Genomic DNA, 19,026 nt, shown 5'->3' with positions numbered 1-19,026 from the left:
TCGCGGCCTGTCGGATGTGGTAATCGACCCCGCTTTGACCGTGTGTCGGGGCCGCGGGTATCGTGGATCGCTGTGCCCGGAAGCATGCGGGCAAGTTCGTGCGCAAACGTAGGCCAGCGAGAGCGGCTGACCTTTCCGGCGTGCCCAGGATTCGGGATATGTCTTGCGTGCGACACGCCCGACCTCGGGACGCGAGAAACGTGGCCGGACGTGCGAGTGAAAGCTCGATGACAAAGACATGAAGTTCCAGACACCGCGTTAACTAATCAAGGAAAGCCGGTCTATGCCAACCATCAACCAGCTGGTCCGCAAGGGTCGTCGCGACAAGGTCTCCAAGACCAAGACCGCGGCCCTCAAGGGGAGCCCGCAGCGTCGTGGCGTGTGCACCCGCGTGTACACCACCACCCCGAAGAAGCCGAACTCCGCGCTGCGTAAGGTCGCGCGTGTTCGCCTGACCAGCGCGGTCGAGGTCACGGCCTACATCCCGGGCGAGGGCCACAACCTGCAGGAGCACTCGATGGTGCTCGTTCGTGGTGGTCGTGTGAAGGACCTCCCGGGTGTGCGTTACAAGATCATCCGTGGCTCGCTCGACACCCAGGGTGTGAAGAACCGCAAGCAGGCCCGCAGCCGTTACGGCGCCAAGAAGGAGAAGAGCTGATATGCCACGCAAGGGCCCCGCACCCAAGCGTCCGCTGATCAACGACCCGGTTTACGGGTCGCCGCTGGTCACTCAGCTGGTCAACAAGATCCTCATGGACGGCAAGAAGTCCACTGCCGAGCGCATCGTTTACGCCGCGCTGGAGCAGGCGCGCGAGAAGACCGGCACGGACCCGGTCGTCACCCTCAAGCGTGCGCTCGACAACGTCAAGCCCGCCCTCGAGGTGAAGCCCCGCCGCGTCGGTGGCGCCACCTACCAGGTGCCGGTCGAGGTGCGGCCGGGCCGCTCCAACACCCTGGCGCTGCGCTGGCTCGTCAGCTACTCCCGCGCCCGCCGCGAGAAGACCATGGTCGAGCGTCTGGCCAATGAGCTCCTCGATGCCAGCAACGGCCTCGGCGCTTCGGTGAAGCGCCGCGAGGACACCCACAAGATGGCCGAGTCCAACCGGGCCTTCGCGCACTACCGCTGGTGACGTCTGCCCGGCCCGTCGTTACTGGGTCGGGAGGCACAGCCGGATGCGGCACCTACCTGCCGCTTCCGGCGTTGACATAGAGACGACCACAGGGTCGTCCCCGAAAATCCCAACTAGCTACGAGCGGGGAAGATTTCCGTGGCACAGGACGTGCTCACCGACCTGAACAAGGTCCGCAACATCGGCATCATGGCCCACATTGATGCGGGCAAGACGACCACAACCGAACGCATCCTCTTCTACACCGGCATCACCTACAAGATCGGTGAAGTCCACGATGGCGCCGCCACCATGGACTGGATGGAGCAGGAGCAGGAGCGTGGTATCACCATCACCTCCGCGGCTACCACATGCTTCTGGAACGACAACCAGATCAACATCATCGACACCCCCGGGCACGTCGACTTCACCGTCGAGGTGGAGCGGTCGCTGCGCGTGCTCGACGGCGCCGTTGCGGTGTTCGACGGCAAGGAGGGCGTCGAGCCGCAGTCCGAGCAGGTGTGGCGTCAGGCCGATAAGTACGACGTGCCGCGAATCTGCTTCGTCAACAAGATGGACAAGCTCGGTGCGGACTTCTACTTCACCGTGCAGACCATCAAGGATCGCCTCGGTGCCAAGCCGTTGGTCATCCAGTTGCCGATCGGCGCTGAGGATACCTTCGAGGGCATCGTCGACCTGGTCGAGATGAACGCCAAGGTCTGGAAGGGCGAGACCAAGCTCGGCGAGCAGTACGAGGTCGTCGAGATTCCGGCCGAGCTCAAGGATCGGGCCGAGCAGTACCGCCAGGAACTGATGGAGACGGTCGCCGAGTCCGACGAGGCGCTGCTGGAGAAGTTCTTCGGCGGCGAGGAGCTTTCGATCGCGGAGATCAAGGGCGCGATCCGCAAGCTGACGGTCAACTCCGAGCTCTACCCGATCCTGTGTGGTTCGGCGTTCAAGAACAAGGGCGTGCAGCCCATGCTCGACGCCGTGATCGACTACCTGCCGACCCCGCTGGACGATGGTGGCACCGACGGCCACGTCCCGGGCAAGGAAGAGGAGATCATCCACCGCGACGCGAGCGCCACGGAGCCGTTCGCCGGTCTGGCCTTCAAGATCGCCGTGCACCCGTTCTTCGGCAAGCTGACCTACGTGCGCGTGTACTCGGGCAAGGTCGACTCCGGCGCCCAGGTCATCAACTCGACCAAGGGTAAGAAGGAGCGTCTGGGCAAGCTGTTCCAGATGCACTCCAACAAGGAGAACCCGGTCAGCGAGGCCGTGGCCGGCCACATCTACGCGGTCATCGGCCTGAAGGACACCACCACCGGTGACACCCTGTGCGATCCGCAGAACCAGATCGTGCTCGAGTCCATGACCTTCCCGGACCCGGTCATTCAGGTCTCCATCGAGCCGAAGACCAAGTCCGACCAGGAGAAGCTGGGCACCGCGATCCAGCGGCTCTCGGAAGAGGACCCGACCTTCTCGGTCAAGCTCGACCAGGAGACCGGCCAGACCGTCATCGGCGGCATGGGCGAGCTGCACCTCGATATCCTCGTCGACCGCATGCGTCGCGAGTTCAAGGTCGAGGCGAACGTCGGCAAGCCGCAGGTGGCCTACCGCGAGACCATCACCAAGAAGGTCGAGAAGCTCGAGTTCACCCACAAGAAGCAGACGGGTGGCTCCGGCCAGTTCGCGAAGGTCATCATCGCCCTCGAGCCGTTCGTCGGCGAGGACGGCGCGACCTACGAGTTCGAGAACAAGGTTTCCGGCGGTCGCGTGCCGCGCGAGTACATCCCTTCGGTGGACGCCGGTGCGCAGGATGCCATGCAGTACGGTGTGCTCGCGGGCTACCCGCTGGTGAACCTGAAGGTCAGCCTGCTCGACGGCGCGTACCACGATGTCGACTCGTCGGAAATGGCCTTCAAGATCGCTGGCTCACAGGCCCTGAAAGAAGCGGCCCGTAAGGCCGGTCCGGTGATCCTCGAGCCGCTAATGGCGGTCGAGGTCATCACGCCCGAGGAGTACATGGGCGATGTGATCGGCGACCTGAATTCCCGCCGTGGCCAGATCCAGGCCATGGAGGAACGCAGTGGTGCCCGTGTCGTCAAGGCGCTGGTTCCGCTCTCGGAGATGTTCGGTTACATCGGTGACCTGCGGTCGAAGACCCAGGGCCGGGCGAACTACTCCATGGTGTTCGATTCGTACGCGGAGGTTCCGGCCAACGTGTCGAAGGAGATCATCGCCAAGGCGACCGGCGAATAATTCCGCCGGGAGTCAGTACGACCCCCATTTGTAAACCGCACTGCTGCAACTGCACGCACCAACAAGTCCAGGAGGACACCAAGTGGCGAAGGCGAAGTTCGAGCGGACGAAGCCGCACGTCAACATCGGCACCATCGGTCACGTCGACCACGGCAAGACCACGCTGACTGCAGCGATCACCAAGGTGCTGGCTGACAAGTACCCGGATCTGAACGCCGCGTTCGCGTTCGATCAGATCGACAAGGCGCCGGAGGAGAAGGCTCGTGGTATCACGATCAACATCTCCCACGTCGAGTACCAGACGGAGAAGCGCCACTACGCGCACGTCGACGCCCCGGGTCACGCCGACTACATCAAGAACATGATCACCGGTGCGGCGCAGATGGACGGTGCCATCCTGGTGGTCGCCGCGACCGACGGCCCGATGCCGCAGACCCGTGAGCACGTGCTGCTCGCCCGTCAGGTCGGCGTGCCCTACATCCTGGTCGCGCTGAACAAGTCGGACATGGTCGATGACGAGGAAATCCTCGAGCTCGTCGAGATGGAGGTCCGCGAACTGCTGGCCGCCCAGGAGTTCGACGAGGACGCGCCGGTCGTGCGTGTTTCCGGTCTGAAGGCGCTCGAGGGTGACCCGAAGTGGACCGAGTCGATCGTCGAGCTGATGGCCGCGGTCGACGAGTCGATCCCGACTCCGGTCCGTGAGACCGACAAGCCGTTCCTGATGCCGGTCGAGGACGTCTTCACGATCACCGGTCGTGGCACCGTCGTCACCGGTCGTGTCGAGCGCGGCGTCGTCAACGTGAACGAGGAAGTCGAGATCGTCGGCATCCGCGAGAAGGTCACCAAGACCACCATCACGGGTATCGAGATGTTCCGCAAGCTGCTCGACCAGGGCCAGGCCGGCGACAACGTCGGTCTGCTGGTTCGTGGTATCAAGCGTGAAGATGTCGAGCGTGGCCAGGTTGTCGTGAAGCCGGGTACCACCACCCCGCACACCGAGTTCGAGGGTCAGGCCTACATCCTGTCCAAGGACGAGGGCGGCCGCCACACCCCGTTCTTCAACAACTACCGTCCGCAGTTCTACTTCCGTACGACTGACGTGACGGGCGTTGTGACCCTGCCCGAGGGCACCGAGATGGTCATGCCCGGTGACAACACCGAGATGTCCGTCAAGCTGATCCAGCCGGTCGCCATGGACGAGGGTCTGCGCTTCGCGATCCGCGAGGGTGGCCGCACCGTCGGCGCCGGTCGCGTCACGAAGATCGTCAAGTGATTCGCTGAATCGCTGTTCGAACGGCGTCGCTCCGAAAGGAGCGGCGCCGTTCGGCGTTTCGGGCTGGATGCCGGGTCGACCGGATCCGCCGGGAGTTCCACGTCGAGGCGAACCGTGTCACAGGCGATCATCGCCAGGGCGACCGGCTAGCCACCCGACGGCACCGCATCGAAAGGTGCGGTGCCGCTCGGATCTCAACATGTGAACTCTTGGGCGACGTAGTCCTTGCGCTCGGCTGCGGTGAGTTCGTGTAGGCAGCCGTAGGCGATGATGCCGTCGTCGCTGAGCTGTACGCCGGTGCGGATTGTTGGGTTCACGCAGGTGAGGCCGGTGGATACGATGCGGCAGGTGTATGCGCCGAAGGTGATGGTGCTGTCGTAGGGCAGCGTTTGTCCTTCACCGTCGATGAACAGGCCGGGGTCGCCGCGGAAGGCGCCGACCGTCACACCTTTGGTGGAGTAGGTGGTGTAGCCGGGAGACCAGTTTCCGAGGCCGCCGGCCGGGGCCGGCGGCGGATTCTTCAGTTTCACAACGCAGGTCAAACCGTCGATGTCGTACTTCGCGCCGGTGATGCAGCTGATCTTGCCGGAGGGGCTGACGAAGGCGATATCGCCCTTCAGATCGGTGGGCGGTTTGCCGTCCATGCTGACCGTGCCGTAGCGGGCGTTATCGACGGCATTGCCCGCCTGGACCCACCTGATCCGATCGTTCAGTTGGCTGTCGCGGTCGGGCGGGGTCGAGGAGGGCGCGGCGGCCGTCGTCGAGGCGGGTTCCGGGGCCGGCCGCGGTTGTCCGGTGGTCGACTGCGCGCAGGCGCTCAACAGCAGGAGGAGGGCAGCCAGTGCCGCGATACGCATGGGGCGAAGAGTAGTTCAAGTTCATGATCTCAGCGGTTATCGCGGGATGCCAGGGCTCAGCGCTAACGTCGAGCAAAGAGGTAGAGACCGGTTGATCGGAGGAAGCATGAGTAACTCGGCCCTGGCCACCGCGCTCGATGTCACCGAGGGAACGTGGCCGCATGGTATGCCGTATCTCGCGCTCGGATCCGGGCGGCCGCTGGTCTTCCTGCGGTGGTTCACGCCGGATCACGCCAATCCGTCCGGGTGGCTGCGGCAGTCCGAGATCAAGATATTGGCCCCGCTCGCGGCCCATTTCCGGATCTACGCGGTGAACCGTGCGCCCGGTATGGCGCAGGGCACCACGATGGCCGATATCGCCGCGCAGCACGCGGCGGCGCTGGATGCCGAATTCGGTACGCCCGTCGATATTCTCGGCGTCTCATCGGGGGGATCGCTGGGGCTGCAACTCGCGGCGGATCATCCCGAGGCGGTGCGCGGACTGGTCATCGCGTCCTCCGGCTACACCCTGGAGAACGCCGCACGTCAGGCTCAGCTGCGCTACGGCGAGGCGGCCTACGCGGGTCAGCGGGCACTGCACCACATGGCCGGCGTCGGCTTCAAGTCGCCGGTCGCGCAGCGGCTCGCCGCGGCGGGCATGTGGTTGGCCGATCCCTTCGCGCGCCCGAAGAATCCGGCCGACACCCTGGCCTTCATCCGCGCCGAGGATGCCTTCGACCTCACGGGTCGGCTCGGTGAGATCAGCGCGCCGACCCTGGTCCTCGGCGGCGACCGCGACGGCGCCTACAGCACGGACACCTTCCGCCGCACTGCCGACGGGATCCCGAACTCCCGCTTGATCATCTACCCGGACACCACCCACATCGGTGTGATGAAGCATCCGCGCTTCGTCCGCGATATCGTCGCCTTCCTCGCCGACTAGATTCAGCAGTTGCTCGGCGCCGGTTCGCCGCGGATAATTCGCTCAGCCGAGCTGGGTCATCCCGGCCGCGACAACTCTTGCGACACTGAATATTTCATCCGCGGTCGGCAGCGGTACGCCATCGAGCGCGTGCAGCCGATCGCTGCTGGCAATGGCGAACATCGCCGAAACCCAGGCGGCCGCGCAGGCGCGCAAGGTACCGGGCTGGACTGGAGTGGGCGCACTGGCCTGCAGCACCCGGGCGGTGACGTCGAGCAGTTGATCGCGCAGGCGGCGCAGTTGGCGTCGGACGTCGGGATGGGTATCGGCCTCGCGCCACATGATGACGCGCAGCACCGACGAATGATGATCGCGCAGATTGAGCGCGGCATCGAGATTGATCAGGCTGGCCGCCGGATCGCCCGGCGCGACCACACTGCCGATATCGTCGATCGGCTGGGCGGGCATCCGCTCGGCCATCAGCGTGGACAGGATCGAATCCTTGGTGGGGAAGTAGTAGAAGACCAGTCCCTTCGGGACACCGGCGCCCTCGGCAATGGCCGCTGTCGCGGTCGCGTCGAATCCCTGTGCCGCGAAAAGCTTTTCGGCAGCGTCGAGGATGAGCTGACGGGCGTCGCCGTCGACTTTCGCGCTACGGCGACGCCCGCCTCCTCGCCGGGATTTCGGCATCTGCATCAGTGGTGCGGCGCCATATCGTGCAGCCGACCCGACACCGTCGGCAGCGCCGCCACCGCGACCACTACCGTCACCACGCCCACTACCCATGCGGTCCAGGATGCGCCGCGGTAGTCGGTGTAGTCCATCGCCCAGGGGGAGATGAACAGCAATGCGCCGAACACGCCCATGGCGTAGTCCGCGGCCGTCAGCGCCGGCCGGTACATCTGCGCCAGGCCGGTGAGGGCGATGAGCACGCCCAAAACGATCAGCGACCACATGCCGTTGTCGTTCGTGTCCACCCACAGGGGTGACAGCGCGGTAAAGATGCCCAGCACAACGGCTAGGAGATCCTGCGCGCGACTTTCGGTGAACATGGTGTGCCTCCTCAGGCTCTGAATTGTTCTCCTGATTCAGATCTAACTCTGATTGACCGCCCGATCAATCTCGTTCGGGATACGATTGCGCACCGATCGGTCCATAGCTCGTAGTGACGGCCCTCATAGCCGTCCGTGACCCGGCAAAGGTTAGGGTGAGCTGCGTGTCTACCGAAGGGAAGGCCGGATGAATGGGCCGATCGTCATCATCGGAGCCGGCTTGGCCGGTCTGCGTACTGCCGAGGAGTTGCGCCGCGCCGGATACGAGGGTGAACTGATTCTCGTCGGTGAGGAATCGCGGCTGCCGTACGACCGCCCGCCGCTGTCCAAGCAGTTCGTGCGCGGCGAGACCGACGACACCACGCTGCGCCCCGCCGAATTCTTCGACGAGAAGCAGATCGACCTGCGCTTGAACACCGCGGCGACCGCCGTCGACACCGCGACGCGGCAGGTGCGCCTGGCCGACGGCGGCACGCTCGACTATGACCAGCTGATCATCGCGACCGGACTGCGGCCGCGTCGCCTGCCCGGGCTGCCGGATCTGGGCGGCGTGCACGTGCTGCGCGGTCATGCCGACGCCGCCGCGCTGCGGGCCGAGCTGTCCGATGCCGGTACGGCGCTGGTGGTCGGTGCGGGATTCATCGGCTGTGAACTCGCGGCGAGCTTCCGGGCCAGTGGTGTCGAGGTCGTGCTGGTCGAGCCACAGCCGACACCGTTGGCCTCGGTGCTCGGTGAAAAGGTCGGTGCGCTGGTCGCCCGCATGCATCGGGCCGAGGGGGTGGATCTGCGTTGCGGCACCGGCCTGGACACCTTCCTCGCCGACGACGCCGACCAGGTACGCGGCGCCCGGCTGTCCGATGGCAGTGAGGTGGCCGCCGATCTGGTGGTCATCGGCGTCGGGTCGCGGCCGGTGACCGACTGGCTGGCCGATTCCGGTATCGCGCTCGCCGACCCCGCGGCCGGCGGCGGCGTGCTCGCCGACGAGGTGGGACGCACCTCCGTCGAGGGCGTGTGGGCGGTCGGTGACGTGGCCGCCTGGCTGCACGAGACCGGGTTGCGCAAGCGCGTCGAGCACTGGACCAACGCGGGTGAGCAGGCAAGGCTGCTGGCCTGCGCGCTGCTGGGCGCCGAACCGCCGACGGCGGCGCGGGTACCGTACTTCTGGAGCGATCAGTACGACGTGAAGATCCAGGCGCTCGGCACGCCCAGCGCCAACGACGACGTCCATGTCGTCACCGACGACGGTCGCAAATTCCTCGCCTACTACGCCCAGGATGGCAATCTGACCGGCGTGGTCGGTGCGGGGCTGACCGCTCAGGTGATGAAGGCTCGGGCGAAGATCGCCGCGGGCGCGCCGATCGCGGAACTGCTCGCGACCACCTAGATCCCCTGGTGTTCGATTCGGCGACTCGGCCACTGGAGACGGTGGCAGCAGGTTTCGGCCGCTGTAATACGGTGGTCGAGTGATCGTCGCGCTCATTGATTCCGGACTGGGGTTGCTGACCACAGCCGCATGGCTACGTAAGCTGCGGCCCGATGTGGATCTGCTGCTGCAACTGGATCCGGATGGCGCGCCGTGGGGGCCCAAACCCGAGCAGTGGGTGATCGACCGGGTGGTCGACGCGGCCCGCACCTCCGTTCGGCTGGGCGCAGAGGTGGTCGTGCTGCCGTGCAATACGGCCAGTGTCACCGCGCTGGATCAGGTGCGCGCGGAGGTCGGCCCCGCGATTCCGGTGATCGGCACCGTGCCCGCGATCAAACCGGCTGCGGCGGTGTGCGCTTCGGTGGCGGTATGGGCGACCGCGGCGACCACGGCGAGCCGGTACCAGGCGGATCTGATCGCCCGCTTCGGCGGCGATGCGAAGGTGGTCGGCGTCGCCTGTCACGGTCTGGCGGATGCGATCGACAGTGGTGATCTGGTCGCGGCCCGCGATTCGATCGCCCGCGCGGTCGAGCGGACTCCCGACGATGTCGAGGGTGTGGTGCTCGGCTGCACCCACTATCCGCTTGTCGTGGATGCCATCGTCGCCGCGCTGCCCGATGGCGTCCGGCTCTTCGACAGTGCGCAAGCCGTTGCGGCGCAGACGATTCGGCGGATGGACGCGCTGGGCCGGCCGACAACCGGCAATGGCGAAGTGCGGGTGCGCAACAGTGGTCGGCCGGGGGAGTTGCCCGCCGGCGCCGCGGCTTTCGAGTCCGGGCGGATTCTCGGCGCGCAGGAGTAGGTCGGATCGGCGATTCGCGACGGGCCGCCGGTACGCCGACGGTGTTGAATGACCGTGGTCTGCCCGACGAACGGGAGGTTCGCTGATGGCCGAGGTGCTGCCGACCGCCGCCGCGGTCCGAGCGGCATTGGCCGAGGTTGCCGACCGGGCCGATGCCATCCATCTGCAACGGTTCTTCAAAACCGGCCCCAGCGAATACGGCGAGGGTGACGTATTCATCGGTGTACGAGTGCCGGTGACCCGATCGATCGCGAAACGCTTTGCGGCACTTCCACTCGACGAGATCGACATGCTGCTGGACAGTGCCGTGCACGAGGATCGGCTGGCCGCGCTGATCATTCTCAACGCCAGATTCGACAAGGCGACCAAACCGCGCACCCTCGATCTCGACGGCCAGGCGGCGATGGTGCAGCTCTATCTCGCCGCGGTGCGCCGGGGCCGGGTGAACAACTGGGATCTGGTCGACGTGTCCGCCGAGAACATCATCGGCCCGTGGCTGCTCGACCGTCCGCGCGAGCTGCTCTTCGAACTGGCGCGCGCGGATTCCCTATGGGAGCGCCGGGTGGCGCTGCTGTCCACCTTCGCGTTCATCAAGGCCGGCGATGCGTCGAGCACCTTCGAACTCTGCGAACGACTCCTCGACGACCGGCGCGATCTGATCCAGAAGGCGCTCGGCTGGATGCTGCGCGAGGTCGGCAAGCGCGTCGACGAGCGACTACTCACCGGATTCCTGGACAAGCACGCCGCCCGAATGGGGCGCACCGCACTGAGTTACGCGACCGAGCGGCTCGATCCCGCTGTCCGCGTGCACTATCGCGAGCTCTGACGGAAATCATTGCGCCCGATCAGAATTGGATGCGCAGGTGATCGGTGACCGGACGCGCCTGGCAGCCGAGGATGTAGCCGTTCTCGATATCCTCCGGATCGAGGATCTCGGCATTCGCCATCTCGACCTTGCCCTCGAGCACCGTGCACGCGCAGGAACCGCATTCGCCCTCCTGGCAGGAGTACGGCACATCGAGCCCCTTCGACAGCATGATGTCGACCAGGGTCTGTTTGCGCGGCCACTTCAGTTCGTGCACCTCGCCGTCGAGTTCGACCTCGACGGTGGCCGCGTCGGCGGCGTCCGCATCGCTCACCTCGACCGGGGCCTGGTCCGCGAACGGGTCTCCCGCAAGGGAATTGAACGTCTCGGCATGGGTGCGCGAGCGCGGCACATCCAGCTGGGCGAGCGCGTCGTGCACCCGGTCCATGAAAGGCTTCGGCCCGCACATGAAGGCGTCGTAGCTCGCGTACGGTGCGACCAGCGTGGCCAGGCCATCGGCGGTCGGCAGACCCTGCAGATGCTCCAGCCAGTGGATCACGGTCAGCCGCTGCGGATGCTTCTCGGTCAACTCGCGCAGCTCACCGGCGAAGATCACCGATTTGTGGTCGCGATTGGCGTATACCAACACGATTCGGCCGTTGCCGCGGGCCAGCGCCGACTTCAGGATCGACATCACCGGCGTGATGCCGCTGCCCGCGCCGAACAGCAGCAGATTGTCGTCGAGATCCTTCGGCGTGAAAACGCCCGAGGGCGGCAGCACTTCGATCTGGTCGCCCGGTTTGACGTTATCGCACACCCAGTTCGACCCGTAGCCGCCCGCGGTGCGCTTGACGGTCACCTTGGGCCGGTCGTCGGTGTAGGGGGAACTGGCCAGCGAGTAGCACCGCGCCACCGAGCCGGTCAGGTCGCTCGGGATGCGCAGGGTGAGGAACTGGCCGGGCTGGTAGCGGAAACGTTCACTTAGTTCGTCGGGCACGTCGAAGACCAGCGAACAGGTGTCCGCTGTCTCGGCGATGACCGCGCAGACCCGCAGCACGACCGAGCGCGAACCGTGTGGAACCTCGACGATTGTCATCTCGTCCCTCTCGAGCAGACCCAAAACTAGAACGTGTTTCAGTTTCATCGTACGTCGGCATCCGGCTGACGGACAAGCTGGGCCTCCAGACCGGCGATCAGCACCTCCATGCCGAAGTCGTAGGCGTACTTCCCGCGCAGGTCCGCGATGTACTTGGTGGCTCGCGCGACCGACTCCGGCAGCGCGACCTCCGACAGCGGTGAGACGTCGCGCGGATTCACCCGGCGGCGGCCGAACAGGTAAGTGTGGATCGTCGCGTACCCGGCGAGCACATTGCGGTCATTGAAACCCGCCTCGAACAGGATCTCCATCACCGCGGCGATCAGGTCGAGCTGTTTGCCGAGCATCTGCTCGATCAGCACATCGCCCAGGCCGGGATGCTTGCGCAGTTTGTCGTCGATCTGGTCGATCAGATCGCGTAGCCGATGCTGCCACGGTCCGGAATCGGACGGCGGCTTGCGAACTCCGGTCAGTGCCGCGCTGGCGACGAGATCGAGCAGCTCACGTTTGTCGGCGACGTAGTAGTACGGCGCCATCGGGGAAACCCCGAGTTCGCGGGAGAGTCGTCGCATCGACAGTTTCTCCACGCCGTCCTCGCGGACCACCCGCAGGGCGGCCTCCACGATCTCGGACTCCGACAGTGTTCGATTTGCGGCGCTCCCCGGCCCTGCGTGGTTACGCAAGCTGCCTCCTCCGGGCCTCGAGCTCGCGCCGTGGGGTGTTACCGCCCCCGCTCGCCTGCATTCGTCCGACTCCCATGCCACCTCTACCACCGCGGACGATCGCACCCGTCACGTCCTGTTCAGCTGCTTGCCACCCGCAGTCTAGAGCGCGCGGCCGCGGCCCTGTCGGCGTGCATGCGCGCGGGTGGGGGCATGGGACCTGCGGTGACTCGGTGGCGTCGGAGCGGTCCGGTTCCGGGGCCTATGCGGATCGATGTTCTGAGACGCGTTCTACCCCCTATTTATTTTGTCAGCTCCTGACGTTATTGTGTGAGCACGGCTACACCCGGTAGTCGAGGACACTTGTCGCATCTCGGAGGTAGGCATGCCGGAGCACGGATCCATCGGACACACCGATACCGACAACACCGGACGGATCGGGACCGTCGAGTCCCGGGCGATCGAGGAGACGCCGCTGGTCGAGGAGACCCTCATCGAAGAGGTGTCCATCGACGGTATGTGCGGCGTCTACTGAGGGGCGGAGTGACCATGCTCGATCTCGATACCCGATGGGAGCTGCATCCGCGGGTGGCGCTGCGGCCGGAGTCGTTCGGCGCGCTGCTCTACCACTTCGGTACGCGCAAGCTCTCCTTTCTGAAGAGTCCACGGATCCTCGAGATCGTGCGATCGCTGCCCGCGCACGTCTCGGCACGCGCGGCGCTGCATGCGGCGGGCGTCTCGGATGACCTTGCCGGACAATATGTTCGGGCACTGGATCAACTGGCCGACTCCGACATGATCAGGGAGGCCGCGCCGGGTAGTGCTCCGAAACCGGCACTCGCGCCGCAGGCACTCGCCGGTCCGGCATCGGCGGCGACCGCCGGTGGGCGACTGATCGATAAGTTCGAAACCGGTCTGGCCGCGCCGATTTGCCTGACCTGGGAGCTGACCTACGCCTGCAACCTGTCGTGTGTGCACTGCCTGTCCTCCTCGGGCCGGCGCGATCCGCGTGAGCTGAGCACCGAGCAGTGCAAGGCGCTGATCGACGAGTTCGAGCGCATGCAGATCTTCTATGTGAACATCGGCGGCGGCGAACCCACTGTGCGCCCGGACTTCTGGGAGCTGGTCGACTACGCGACCGCACACCATGTCGGAGTGAAGTTCTCCACCAACGGAGTTCGCATCACGCCCGAGGTCGCCGCGCGGTTGGCCGCCAGTGACTACGTGGATGTGCAGATTTCGTTGGACGGCGCGGACGCCGAGGTCAACGACGCGGTGCGCGGACCGGGTTCCTATGACATGGCGATCAGGGCGCTGGAGAATCTGGCGGCGGCCGGATTCCGGGACGCGAAGCTGTCGGTGGTCGCGACTCGGCACAACATCGCCCAGCTCGACGAATTCAAGGCGATCGCCGACAAGTACGGCGCCACATTGCGTTTGACCCGCCTGCGGCCCTCGGGGCGCGGCGCGGATGTCTGGGACGAGCTGCATCCGCTCCCGGAGCAGCAACGGGTGCTCTATGACTGGTTGGTGCGCAATGGCGATGGCGTGCTCACCGGTGACTCGTTCTTCCATCTGTCCGCCTTCGGCCAGGCGCTGCCCGGGCTGAACATGTGCGGCGCTGGCCGGGTGGTCTGCCTGGTGGATCCGCTCGGCGATGTGTACGCCTGCCCGTTCGCCATCCACGAGAAGTTCCTCGCCGGAAATGTGGTGGCGGATGGTGGTTTCCGCAACGTCTGGCAGGAATCGGAGCTCTTTGCGGAGCTGCGTGAGCCGAGCGGCGGCGGCGCGTGCTCCGGCTGCGCTCACTACGACTCCTGCCGCGGCGGCTGCATGGCGGCGAAGTTCTTCACCGGCCTGCCCGCCGACGGACCGGACCCGGAGTGCGTGCAGGGCTATGGCGAGGCGGCGCTGGCCGATGTCGGGCGGATGATCCCGCGCTCGTCGGTCGACCACTCGCGCCGGAGCGCGCCGAGCCGATCCGGATCGCGTAAGTCGGGTCCGATTCCGCTGACACTGTCGGTATCTCGCGCCGCGGCGGACCGGCTGTCCCCGGAGCGGCGGCCCGCGCGGGCCTGTGACGAGAGTCCGCTGACATGATGCCGGACCGGTAGCCAGCCATGCGCTGCCGCACCAATCGACGATGGCTATCAAGCGGCAAATCGATGATTGCCCTCCTGTTGCCAGACGTCTCCGGCGAGTCGCTCGCGACTCGCCGGAGACCCGTGTCGACGGGAGTTCTCCCGGCACACGGGCGGATTCGTACGGAATTCTTTCCTTTTTTCCGGACTGATGGTGCCAATGCGCGAATCTCCGCCTAGCATGCCAGGAATGCGCCATGATCGCCTGCCCGACGGATTCGGGGTGCGGATCGATCCACGGGTACGCGCATACTCCGGGGGACGCATCCTGATCGGGGGTTCGCCCGCCAGGTTGCTGCGACTTGCCCCGGAGGCTGCCGAGATGATCGGCGACGGGTACCTCGAGGTCACCGGCCCGAAGTCGGCGGTCGTTGCCAGACGGCTGCTCGACTCCGGTGTCGGTAATCCGCGTCCCCGGTTGCTGCCGTCCCTGGACGATGTGACCGTGATCGTGCCTCTGTACAACAACGCCGACGGCCTCGCCCGACTACTCGCGGCCCTGCGCGGACACAATGTGATCGTCGTCGACGACGGTTCGGATCAGCCGGTGCGGATCCCGCGCAACCGCGGCACCCGCTGCCGGGTGACCGTGCTGCGCCACGACCACCGACAGGGCCCGGCGGCCGCGCGCAATGCCGGATTGCAGGCCGCGACAACCGACTACGTCGCCTTCCTGGACTCCGATGTGGTGCCGCGCAGCGGCTGGCTCGAGGTGATGCTCGGGCACTTCAGCGATCCGGAGGTCGCACTGGTCGCGCCGCGGATCGTCGCGCTGGACCCGGAGACGAACGCGCTCGCACGCTACGAACACACGCGCTCCTCGCTCGATCTCGGCCGCCGCGAATCGGCCGTGCAGTCGCGCGGGCTGGTCTCGTATGTGCCGAGTGCCGCGCTGCTGGTGCGCCGCCGGGCGCTGCTGGCCCAGGGCGGGTTCGACGAGTCCATGCAGGTGGCCGAGGACGTCGACCTGTGCTGGCGGCTGGAGCAGGCGGGCTGGCGGCTGCGCTATGAGCCCGCGGCCCATGTCGCCCATGATCATCGAATCTCGTTCAGCGCCTGGTTCGGTCGCAAGCTGTTCTACGGCACCGGCGCCGCACCGCTCGGCGAGCGGCATGCGGGCATGGTGACGCCGCTGTCGGTGCCGTTCTGGACGGTGGTGGCGACCATGCTGTTCGCCACGCTGACGAAGTGGGGACTGGTCGGCGGACTCATCACCCTGGTCACCGCGCTGGCCCGACTACGCCGGGTGTTCACTGGGTTGGACAACCCGACTCGGATCGCCGCGATCTATCTGGCGCGTGGCTATTTCGCAGGTATCTGGCGACTGGCCTCGGCGATGTGCCGACACTATTGGCCGGTCACCATGTTGGCGATGATTCTGTCCCGGCGGGTCCGGCGCATCGCGGTCACCATGGCGGTGGCGGATGGGCTGGCCGACTGGTTCACCCACCGCGATGCGGGCGGGCTGGACCCGTTCCGCTACGTGGCCTACAAGCGGATGGACGATATCGCCTACGGAACCGGCTTGTGGCTCGGCGCATTCCGCGCGCGCAGCCTGGAATCGCTCAAGCCGAGTACGCCCCGGAGCTGAATCGAACGTGTGATGGCTGTACCCCCCGATGAGCTGATGTAGATGGTCGACACGCTGATCATCGGTGGTGGCACGGCGGGCTGCGTGCTCGCGGCGCGGCTTAGTGCGGACCCGTCCCATACCGTGCGTCTGCTGGAGGCGGGGCCGGTGTGGACCGACGCGGCCGAGCGGCCCGCGGACCTGCTCGACGCGAACCGGATGCCGATCGATCCCGAATCGCCGTGGCTCTGGCGTTATCCCGTCACCCTGGCCGATGGCGCCGGTGTGGTCGGGAATATCGTGCGCGGCAAGGTGATCGGCGGATCCGGCGCGATCAACGGCGGCTACTTCGTACGCGCGACGGCAGCGGATTTCACGGCGTGGAGCAAGGAACTCGACGGATCCACGACCTGGTCCTTCGATTCGGTCCTGCCCGCCTATCGCCGGCTCGAGCGCGACTTCGACTACGGCGACCGGCCCGGGCACGGTACGACCGGACCGATACCGGTGCGTCGCACGGCCGCGCCGACACCGCTGAGCCTCGAATTCGCCTCGGCCTGTACGGCACTCGGCTTTCCTTTGATACCCGACTTGAACACGCTGCCCGGCACCGCCCCGGCCGATGGCTTCGGACCCGTGCCGTGCAATATCGAGCACGGCATGCGCGTCGATACCGGCTCGGCCTATCTGATGCCCGCGCTCGCGCGGCCGAATCTCACCGTCACCGGCGCGATGCTGGTCACCCGCATCCGTTTTCGCGGCACGCGCGCCATCGGCGTGGACTACCTGCACGAGGGCAAACCGGGCACCGTCGACGCCGATCGCATCGTGCTGTGCGCTGGTGCCATCGAATCCGCGGCATTGCTGCTGCGTTCCGGTATCGGCGATCCGGAACAGCTGCGGGCCCTGGATATTCCGGTGCGCCACCCCGCGCCCGTCGGGGCGTGGTTCAGTGATCACCCCGAGATCGGCATCGACTATCGCTTCGATCGCGGCATGCCCGACAGCGTGCCACTGGAATATGTGCTGGAAATCGACGATGTCGAAATCCGTCCGTACGCCGTATCGTTTACCCCGTATACCCATCGTTTGGGCGTGGCGCTGATGCGCCCGCGGTCCGAAGGCGTCCTCCGATTGCGTTCCGCCGATCCCGTTGTCGCACCGCACATCGATTACCGCTACTTATCGGCGGCCGCCGATCGGATTCGATTGCGGGAAGCGGTTACCTCGGCGCTGGCGATATTGCGCGAAATCCCGATGGCGTACGCACCGGATTCGATACCGGAACCGGCCGAGGGCTGGCTGCGTGCGAATCTGGCCACCTCGCAACATCTGTCGGGCACCTGCCGAATGGGCGGTGCGCACGATGAGCGTGCGGTGGTCGATGAGTGGTGCCGAGTGCACGGAACGACCGGGTTGTCCGTGGTGGATCTCTCGGTCGTCCCGGTACCACTGAGTCGCGGTCCGCAGGCGACGGCGATGCTGATCGCCGAGCGCGCCGCCGAACACCTCACCTAAGGGTCTGAAAGATGGGTAGGTCACATTTGTACGAGGTGTGAACAAGGTGTGACCTGGCGGACAAACGAAGGCAACCGTCCTTGCCTGGTAATGCGCGCCGGTACAGTTCGGGGCGGAAAGAAAGGCAAATGGTCAGCAATCTTGCAGGTGGGCGGCCCCCACGGCACGGCGTCGAGCCCGGCACGCAACTCGGCGCTCTGGAAGCCTATGCCGCGCAAGCACACGGATATCTTAGTGCGGGTGGCGAGCAGCTGTCGCAGCTTGCCGGTCTGCTGCGTCCGGTCGTGCTCGAATCCTGGTTGCGCAGCGTGCGCGGTGGCGTCGATCCGATGGATGTGCTCGACGGACGCGGCCTGCGCGGCGCGGATCTGCAGCGCTACCGCGACGCGCACCCGATTGCCACCTTGATGCCGCTGATCGACAAATTGCTCGTACAAGACACTGCCAGAACGGGTTTGATCGTCGCGGTGGCCGATCAGTTCGGCCGCGCGCTGTGGGTGCACGGCAATCCCGATCAGGTCGACGCGGCCGCCGAGATCGGTCTGCGCGCGGGCGACGACCTGAGTGAGCGGCGCATCGGCACGAATGCCGTCGGCCTCGTGGTGCGCACCGGCCGGGCCGCGTGGATCCATGGGCCCGAACACTTTATCCACCGGATGCATCAGATCACCGGTGCCGCGGCGCCGGTGCACGATCCGGACGGCAGGTTGGTCGGCGTGCTGATGATCGCCGGCGGCGTACGCGTCGCGAAGCCGGAAATCCTTGCGCTGGTGAAGGCGACATCGACCGCGGCCGAAATGGATCTACTGCTGACCGCCATGCGTGCGGGGCAGCACGGGTCGGTGGGCCGTGCGGTGGCCTACGACAGTACGACGGGGGAAATCGCGGCGGCCCGGTTGGGTCTGGATGTGCTCGGGCTCGGGCAGCCGCTGCTGACCATCGCGGGTGACCGAGTTCCGTTGTCGCAGCGGCACGCTGAGATTCTGCTGCTACTCGCCGAACATCCCGAGGGGCTCGGCGCCGACCATCTCGCACTGCTGCTCGATGACACCGATCTGGACAACGGCACCATCCGCGCCGCCATGTCACGGCTGCGCGCGGTGGTCGGCCCGAGCGTATTCGGTTCGCGTCCTTACCGGTTGCGGGTGCATGTCGTAACGGATATCGAGGCGCTGCGGGCCGCGCTCGACTCCGGTGATATCGATGCCGCATTACGGCTCTATGCCGGTCCGGTGCTGCCGCGCTCGACCGCACCCGGAATTATCGATATGCGCGATGAACTTCGGGTCCGACTGCGTGCCGCGGTGCTCAGTTCCGGGGACAGTGCAGTACTACGCCGGTGGACGGCGTGCGCGGAGGGCCGTGACGACGCGGCCTCTTGGGCCGCGTACCGGGCCACCGTAGATCGTGATTCACCGTTATATGCGCAGATCGAGGCCAAGATTCGAGTGCTCGATCGGCGACTGGGCGCCGATGCAACGCGGATGCAACGTTCGGGCTCATAGTCTGCACATCTGAAAGTGCTGTAGCTCACATACGCGATCGAATTGTGGTC

Annotated in this window: 18 protein-coding genes; 13 read left to right on the top strand and 5 right to left on the bottom strand. The window is 66.1% G+C overall.

Annotated elements, in window-relative coordinates; all coding sequences use genetic code 11:
• The first annotated feature begins 283 nt into the window (after nt 1–283).
• The 4 genes from rpsL (at nt 284) to tuf (ending at nt 4,644) form a co-directional block, all read left to right on the top strand.
• The gene (gene rpsL, locus OG874_RS30535; RefSeq protein ID WP_019049359.1) at nt 284–658 is read left to right on the top strand and encodes a 30S ribosomal protein S12; all 375 of its coding nucleotides are present in this window, start codon (nt 284–286) and stop codon (nt 656–658) included.
• Nucleotide 659: 1 nt separating this feature from the next.
• The gene (gene rpsG / locus OG874_RS30530) at nt 660–1,130 is read left to right on the top strand and encodes a 30S ribosomal protein S7 (protein ID WP_330250547.1); all 471 of its coding nucleotides are present in this window, start codon (nt 660–662) and stop codon (nt 1,128–1,130) included.
• A gap of 138 nt (nt 1,131–1,268) precedes the next feature.
• Entirely contained in the window at nt 1,269–3,371 is a 2,103-nt protein-coding gene (fusA, locus tag OG874_RS30525) for an elongation factor G (protein ID WP_330250546.1), read from the top strand.
• Nucleotides 3,372–3,453: 82 nt separating this feature from the next.
• The gene (gene tuf, locus OG874_RS30520) at nt 3,454–4,644 is read left to right on the top strand and encodes an elongation factor Tu (RefSeq protein WP_330250545.1); all 1,191 of its coding nucleotides are present in this window, start codon (nt 3,454–3,456) and stop codon (nt 4,642–4,644) included.
• A gap of 194 nt (nt 4,645–4,838) precedes the next feature.
• Here tuf and OG874_RS30515 read toward each other — a convergent pair whose 3' ends face one another.
• The gene (locus OG874_RS30515; protein WP_330250544.1) at nt 4,839–5,501 is read right to left on the bottom strand and encodes a hypothetical protein; all 663 of its coding nucleotides are present in this window, start codon (nt 5,499–5,501) and stop codon (nt 4,839–4,841) included.
• Between the two features lie 106 nt (nt 5,502–5,607).
• On the opposite strand from OG874_RS30515, the gene OG874_RS30510 reads away from it, so the two are divergent.
• The gene (locus tag OG874_RS30510) at nt 5,608–6,423 is read left to right on the top strand and encodes an alpha/beta fold hydrolase (RefSeq protein ID WP_330250543.1); all 816 of its coding nucleotides are present in this window, start codon (nt 5,608–5,610) and stop codon (nt 6,421–6,423) included.
• Between the two features lie 42 nt (nt 6,424–6,465).
• On the opposite strand, the gene OG874_RS30505 is transcribed toward OG874_RS30510, so the two are convergent.
• Together OG874_RS30505 and OG874_RS30500 are read right to left on the bottom strand one after the other, a co-directional pair.
• A complete protein-coding gene (locus OG874_RS30505) occupies nt 6,466–7,098 on the bottom strand; it encodes a TetR/AcrR family transcriptional regulator (RefSeq protein WP_330250542.1) in 633 nt (210 codons plus the stop codon).
• Nucleotides 7,098–7,454, bottom strand: a complete 357-nt coding sequence (locus tag OG874_RS30500; RefSeq protein WP_330250541.1) for an SPW repeat domain-containing protein — start codon at nt 7,452–7,454, stop codon at nt 7,098–7,100. The genes OG874_RS30505 and OG874_RS30500 overlap by 1 nt, the downstream gene beginning before the upstream one ends.
• 187 nt (nt 7,455–7,641) lie before the next feature.
• Between OG874_RS30500 and OG874_RS30495 the strand changes: the two genes are divergently transcribed.
• The 3 genes from OG874_RS30495 to OG874_RS30485 all read left to right on the top strand — a co-directional run bounded on the left by OG874_RS30495 (nt 7,642) and on the right by OG874_RS30485 (nt 10,505).
• Complete coding sequence (locus tag OG874_RS30495; protein ID WP_330250540.1) at nt 7,642–8,838, top strand: NAD(P)/FAD-dependent oxidoreductase; 1,197 nt, start codon at nt 7,642–7,644, stop codon at nt 8,836–8,838.
• Nucleotides 8,839–8,917: 79 nt separating this feature from the next.
• Nucleotides 8,918–9,679, top strand: coding sequence for a glutamate racemase (locus OG874_RS30490; protein WP_330250539.1), 762 nt, complete (start codon nt 8,918–8,920; stop codon nt 9,677–9,679).
• 85 nt (nt 9,680–9,764) lie between these two features.
• Nucleotides 9,765–10,505, top strand: a complete 741-nt coding sequence (locus OG874_RS30485; protein ID WP_330250538.1) for a DNA alkylation repair protein — start codon at nt 9,765–9,767, stop codon at nt 10,503–10,505.
• A 19-nt stretch (nt 10,506–10,524) separates the two neighbouring features.
• On the opposite strand, the gene OG874_RS30480 is transcribed toward OG874_RS30485, so the two are convergent.
• Nucleotides 10,525–11,580: a ferredoxin--NADP reductase gene (locus tag OG874_RS30480; protein WP_330250537.1), complete on the bottom strand. Its 1,056-nt coding sequence runs from the start codon at nt 11,578–11,580 to the stop codon at nt 10,525–10,527.
• A gap of 44 nt (nt 11,581–11,624) precedes the next feature.
• Nucleotides 11,625–12,263, bottom strand: a complete 639-nt coding sequence (mftR2, locus tag OG874_RS30475) for a mycofactocin system transcriptional regulator MftR2 (protein ID WP_330250536.1) — start codon at nt 12,261–12,263, stop codon at nt 11,625–11,627.
• A gap of 439 nt (nt 12,264–12,702) precedes the next feature.
• On the opposite strand from mftR2, the gene mftA reads away from it, so the two are divergent.
• The 5 genes from mftA to OG874_RS30450 all read left to right on the top strand — a co-directional run bounded on the left by mftA (nt 12,703) and on the right by OG874_RS30450 (nt 18,976).
• On the top strand, nt 12,703–12,777 hold the full coding sequence (gene mftA / locus OG874_RS30470) for a mycofactocin precursor MftA (protein ID WP_330257481.1): 75 nt from the start codon (nt 12,703–12,705) through the stop codon (nt 12,775–12,777).
• 14 nt (nt 12,778–12,791) lie between these two features.
• Nucleotides 12,792–14,342 carry a mycofactocin radical SAM maturase gene (mftC, locus tag OG874_RS30465; protein ID WP_330250535.1) on the top strand — a complete coding sequence of 517 codons (1,551 nt, stop codon included), beginning with the start codon at nt 12,792–12,794 and terminating at the stop codon, nt 14,340–14,342.
• 231 nt (nt 14,343–14,573) lie between these two features.
• A complete protein-coding gene (gene mftF / locus OG874_RS30460) occupies nt 14,574–15,974 on the top strand; it encodes a mycofactocin biosynthesis glycosyltransferase MftF (protein ID WP_330250534.1) in 1,401 nt (466 codons plus the stop codon).
• 42 nt (nt 15,975–16,016) lie between these two features.
• Entirely contained in the window at nt 16,017–17,471 is a 1,455-nt protein-coding gene (mftG, locus tag OG874_RS30455) for a mycofactocin dehydrogenase MftG (RefSeq protein ID WP_330250533.1), read from the top strand.
• Nucleotides 17,472–17,599: 128 nt separating this feature from the next.
• Entirely contained in the window at nt 17,600–18,976 is a 1,377-nt protein-coding gene (locus OG874_RS30450; protein ID WP_330250532.1) for a GAF domain-containing protein, read from the top strand.
• The last annotated feature ends 50 nt before the right edge of the window (nt 18,977–19,026 follow it).

It is taken from the genome of Nocardia sp. NBC_00565 (genome assembly GCF_036345915.1).
In the GTDB taxonomy this organism is placed as follows: Bacteria; Actinomycetota; Actinomycetes; order Mycobacteriales; family Mycobacteriaceae; genus Nocardia.
Note: the sequence above shows the minus strand (reverse complement) of the source record. Positions and strands in the feature narration are given on the sequence as shown.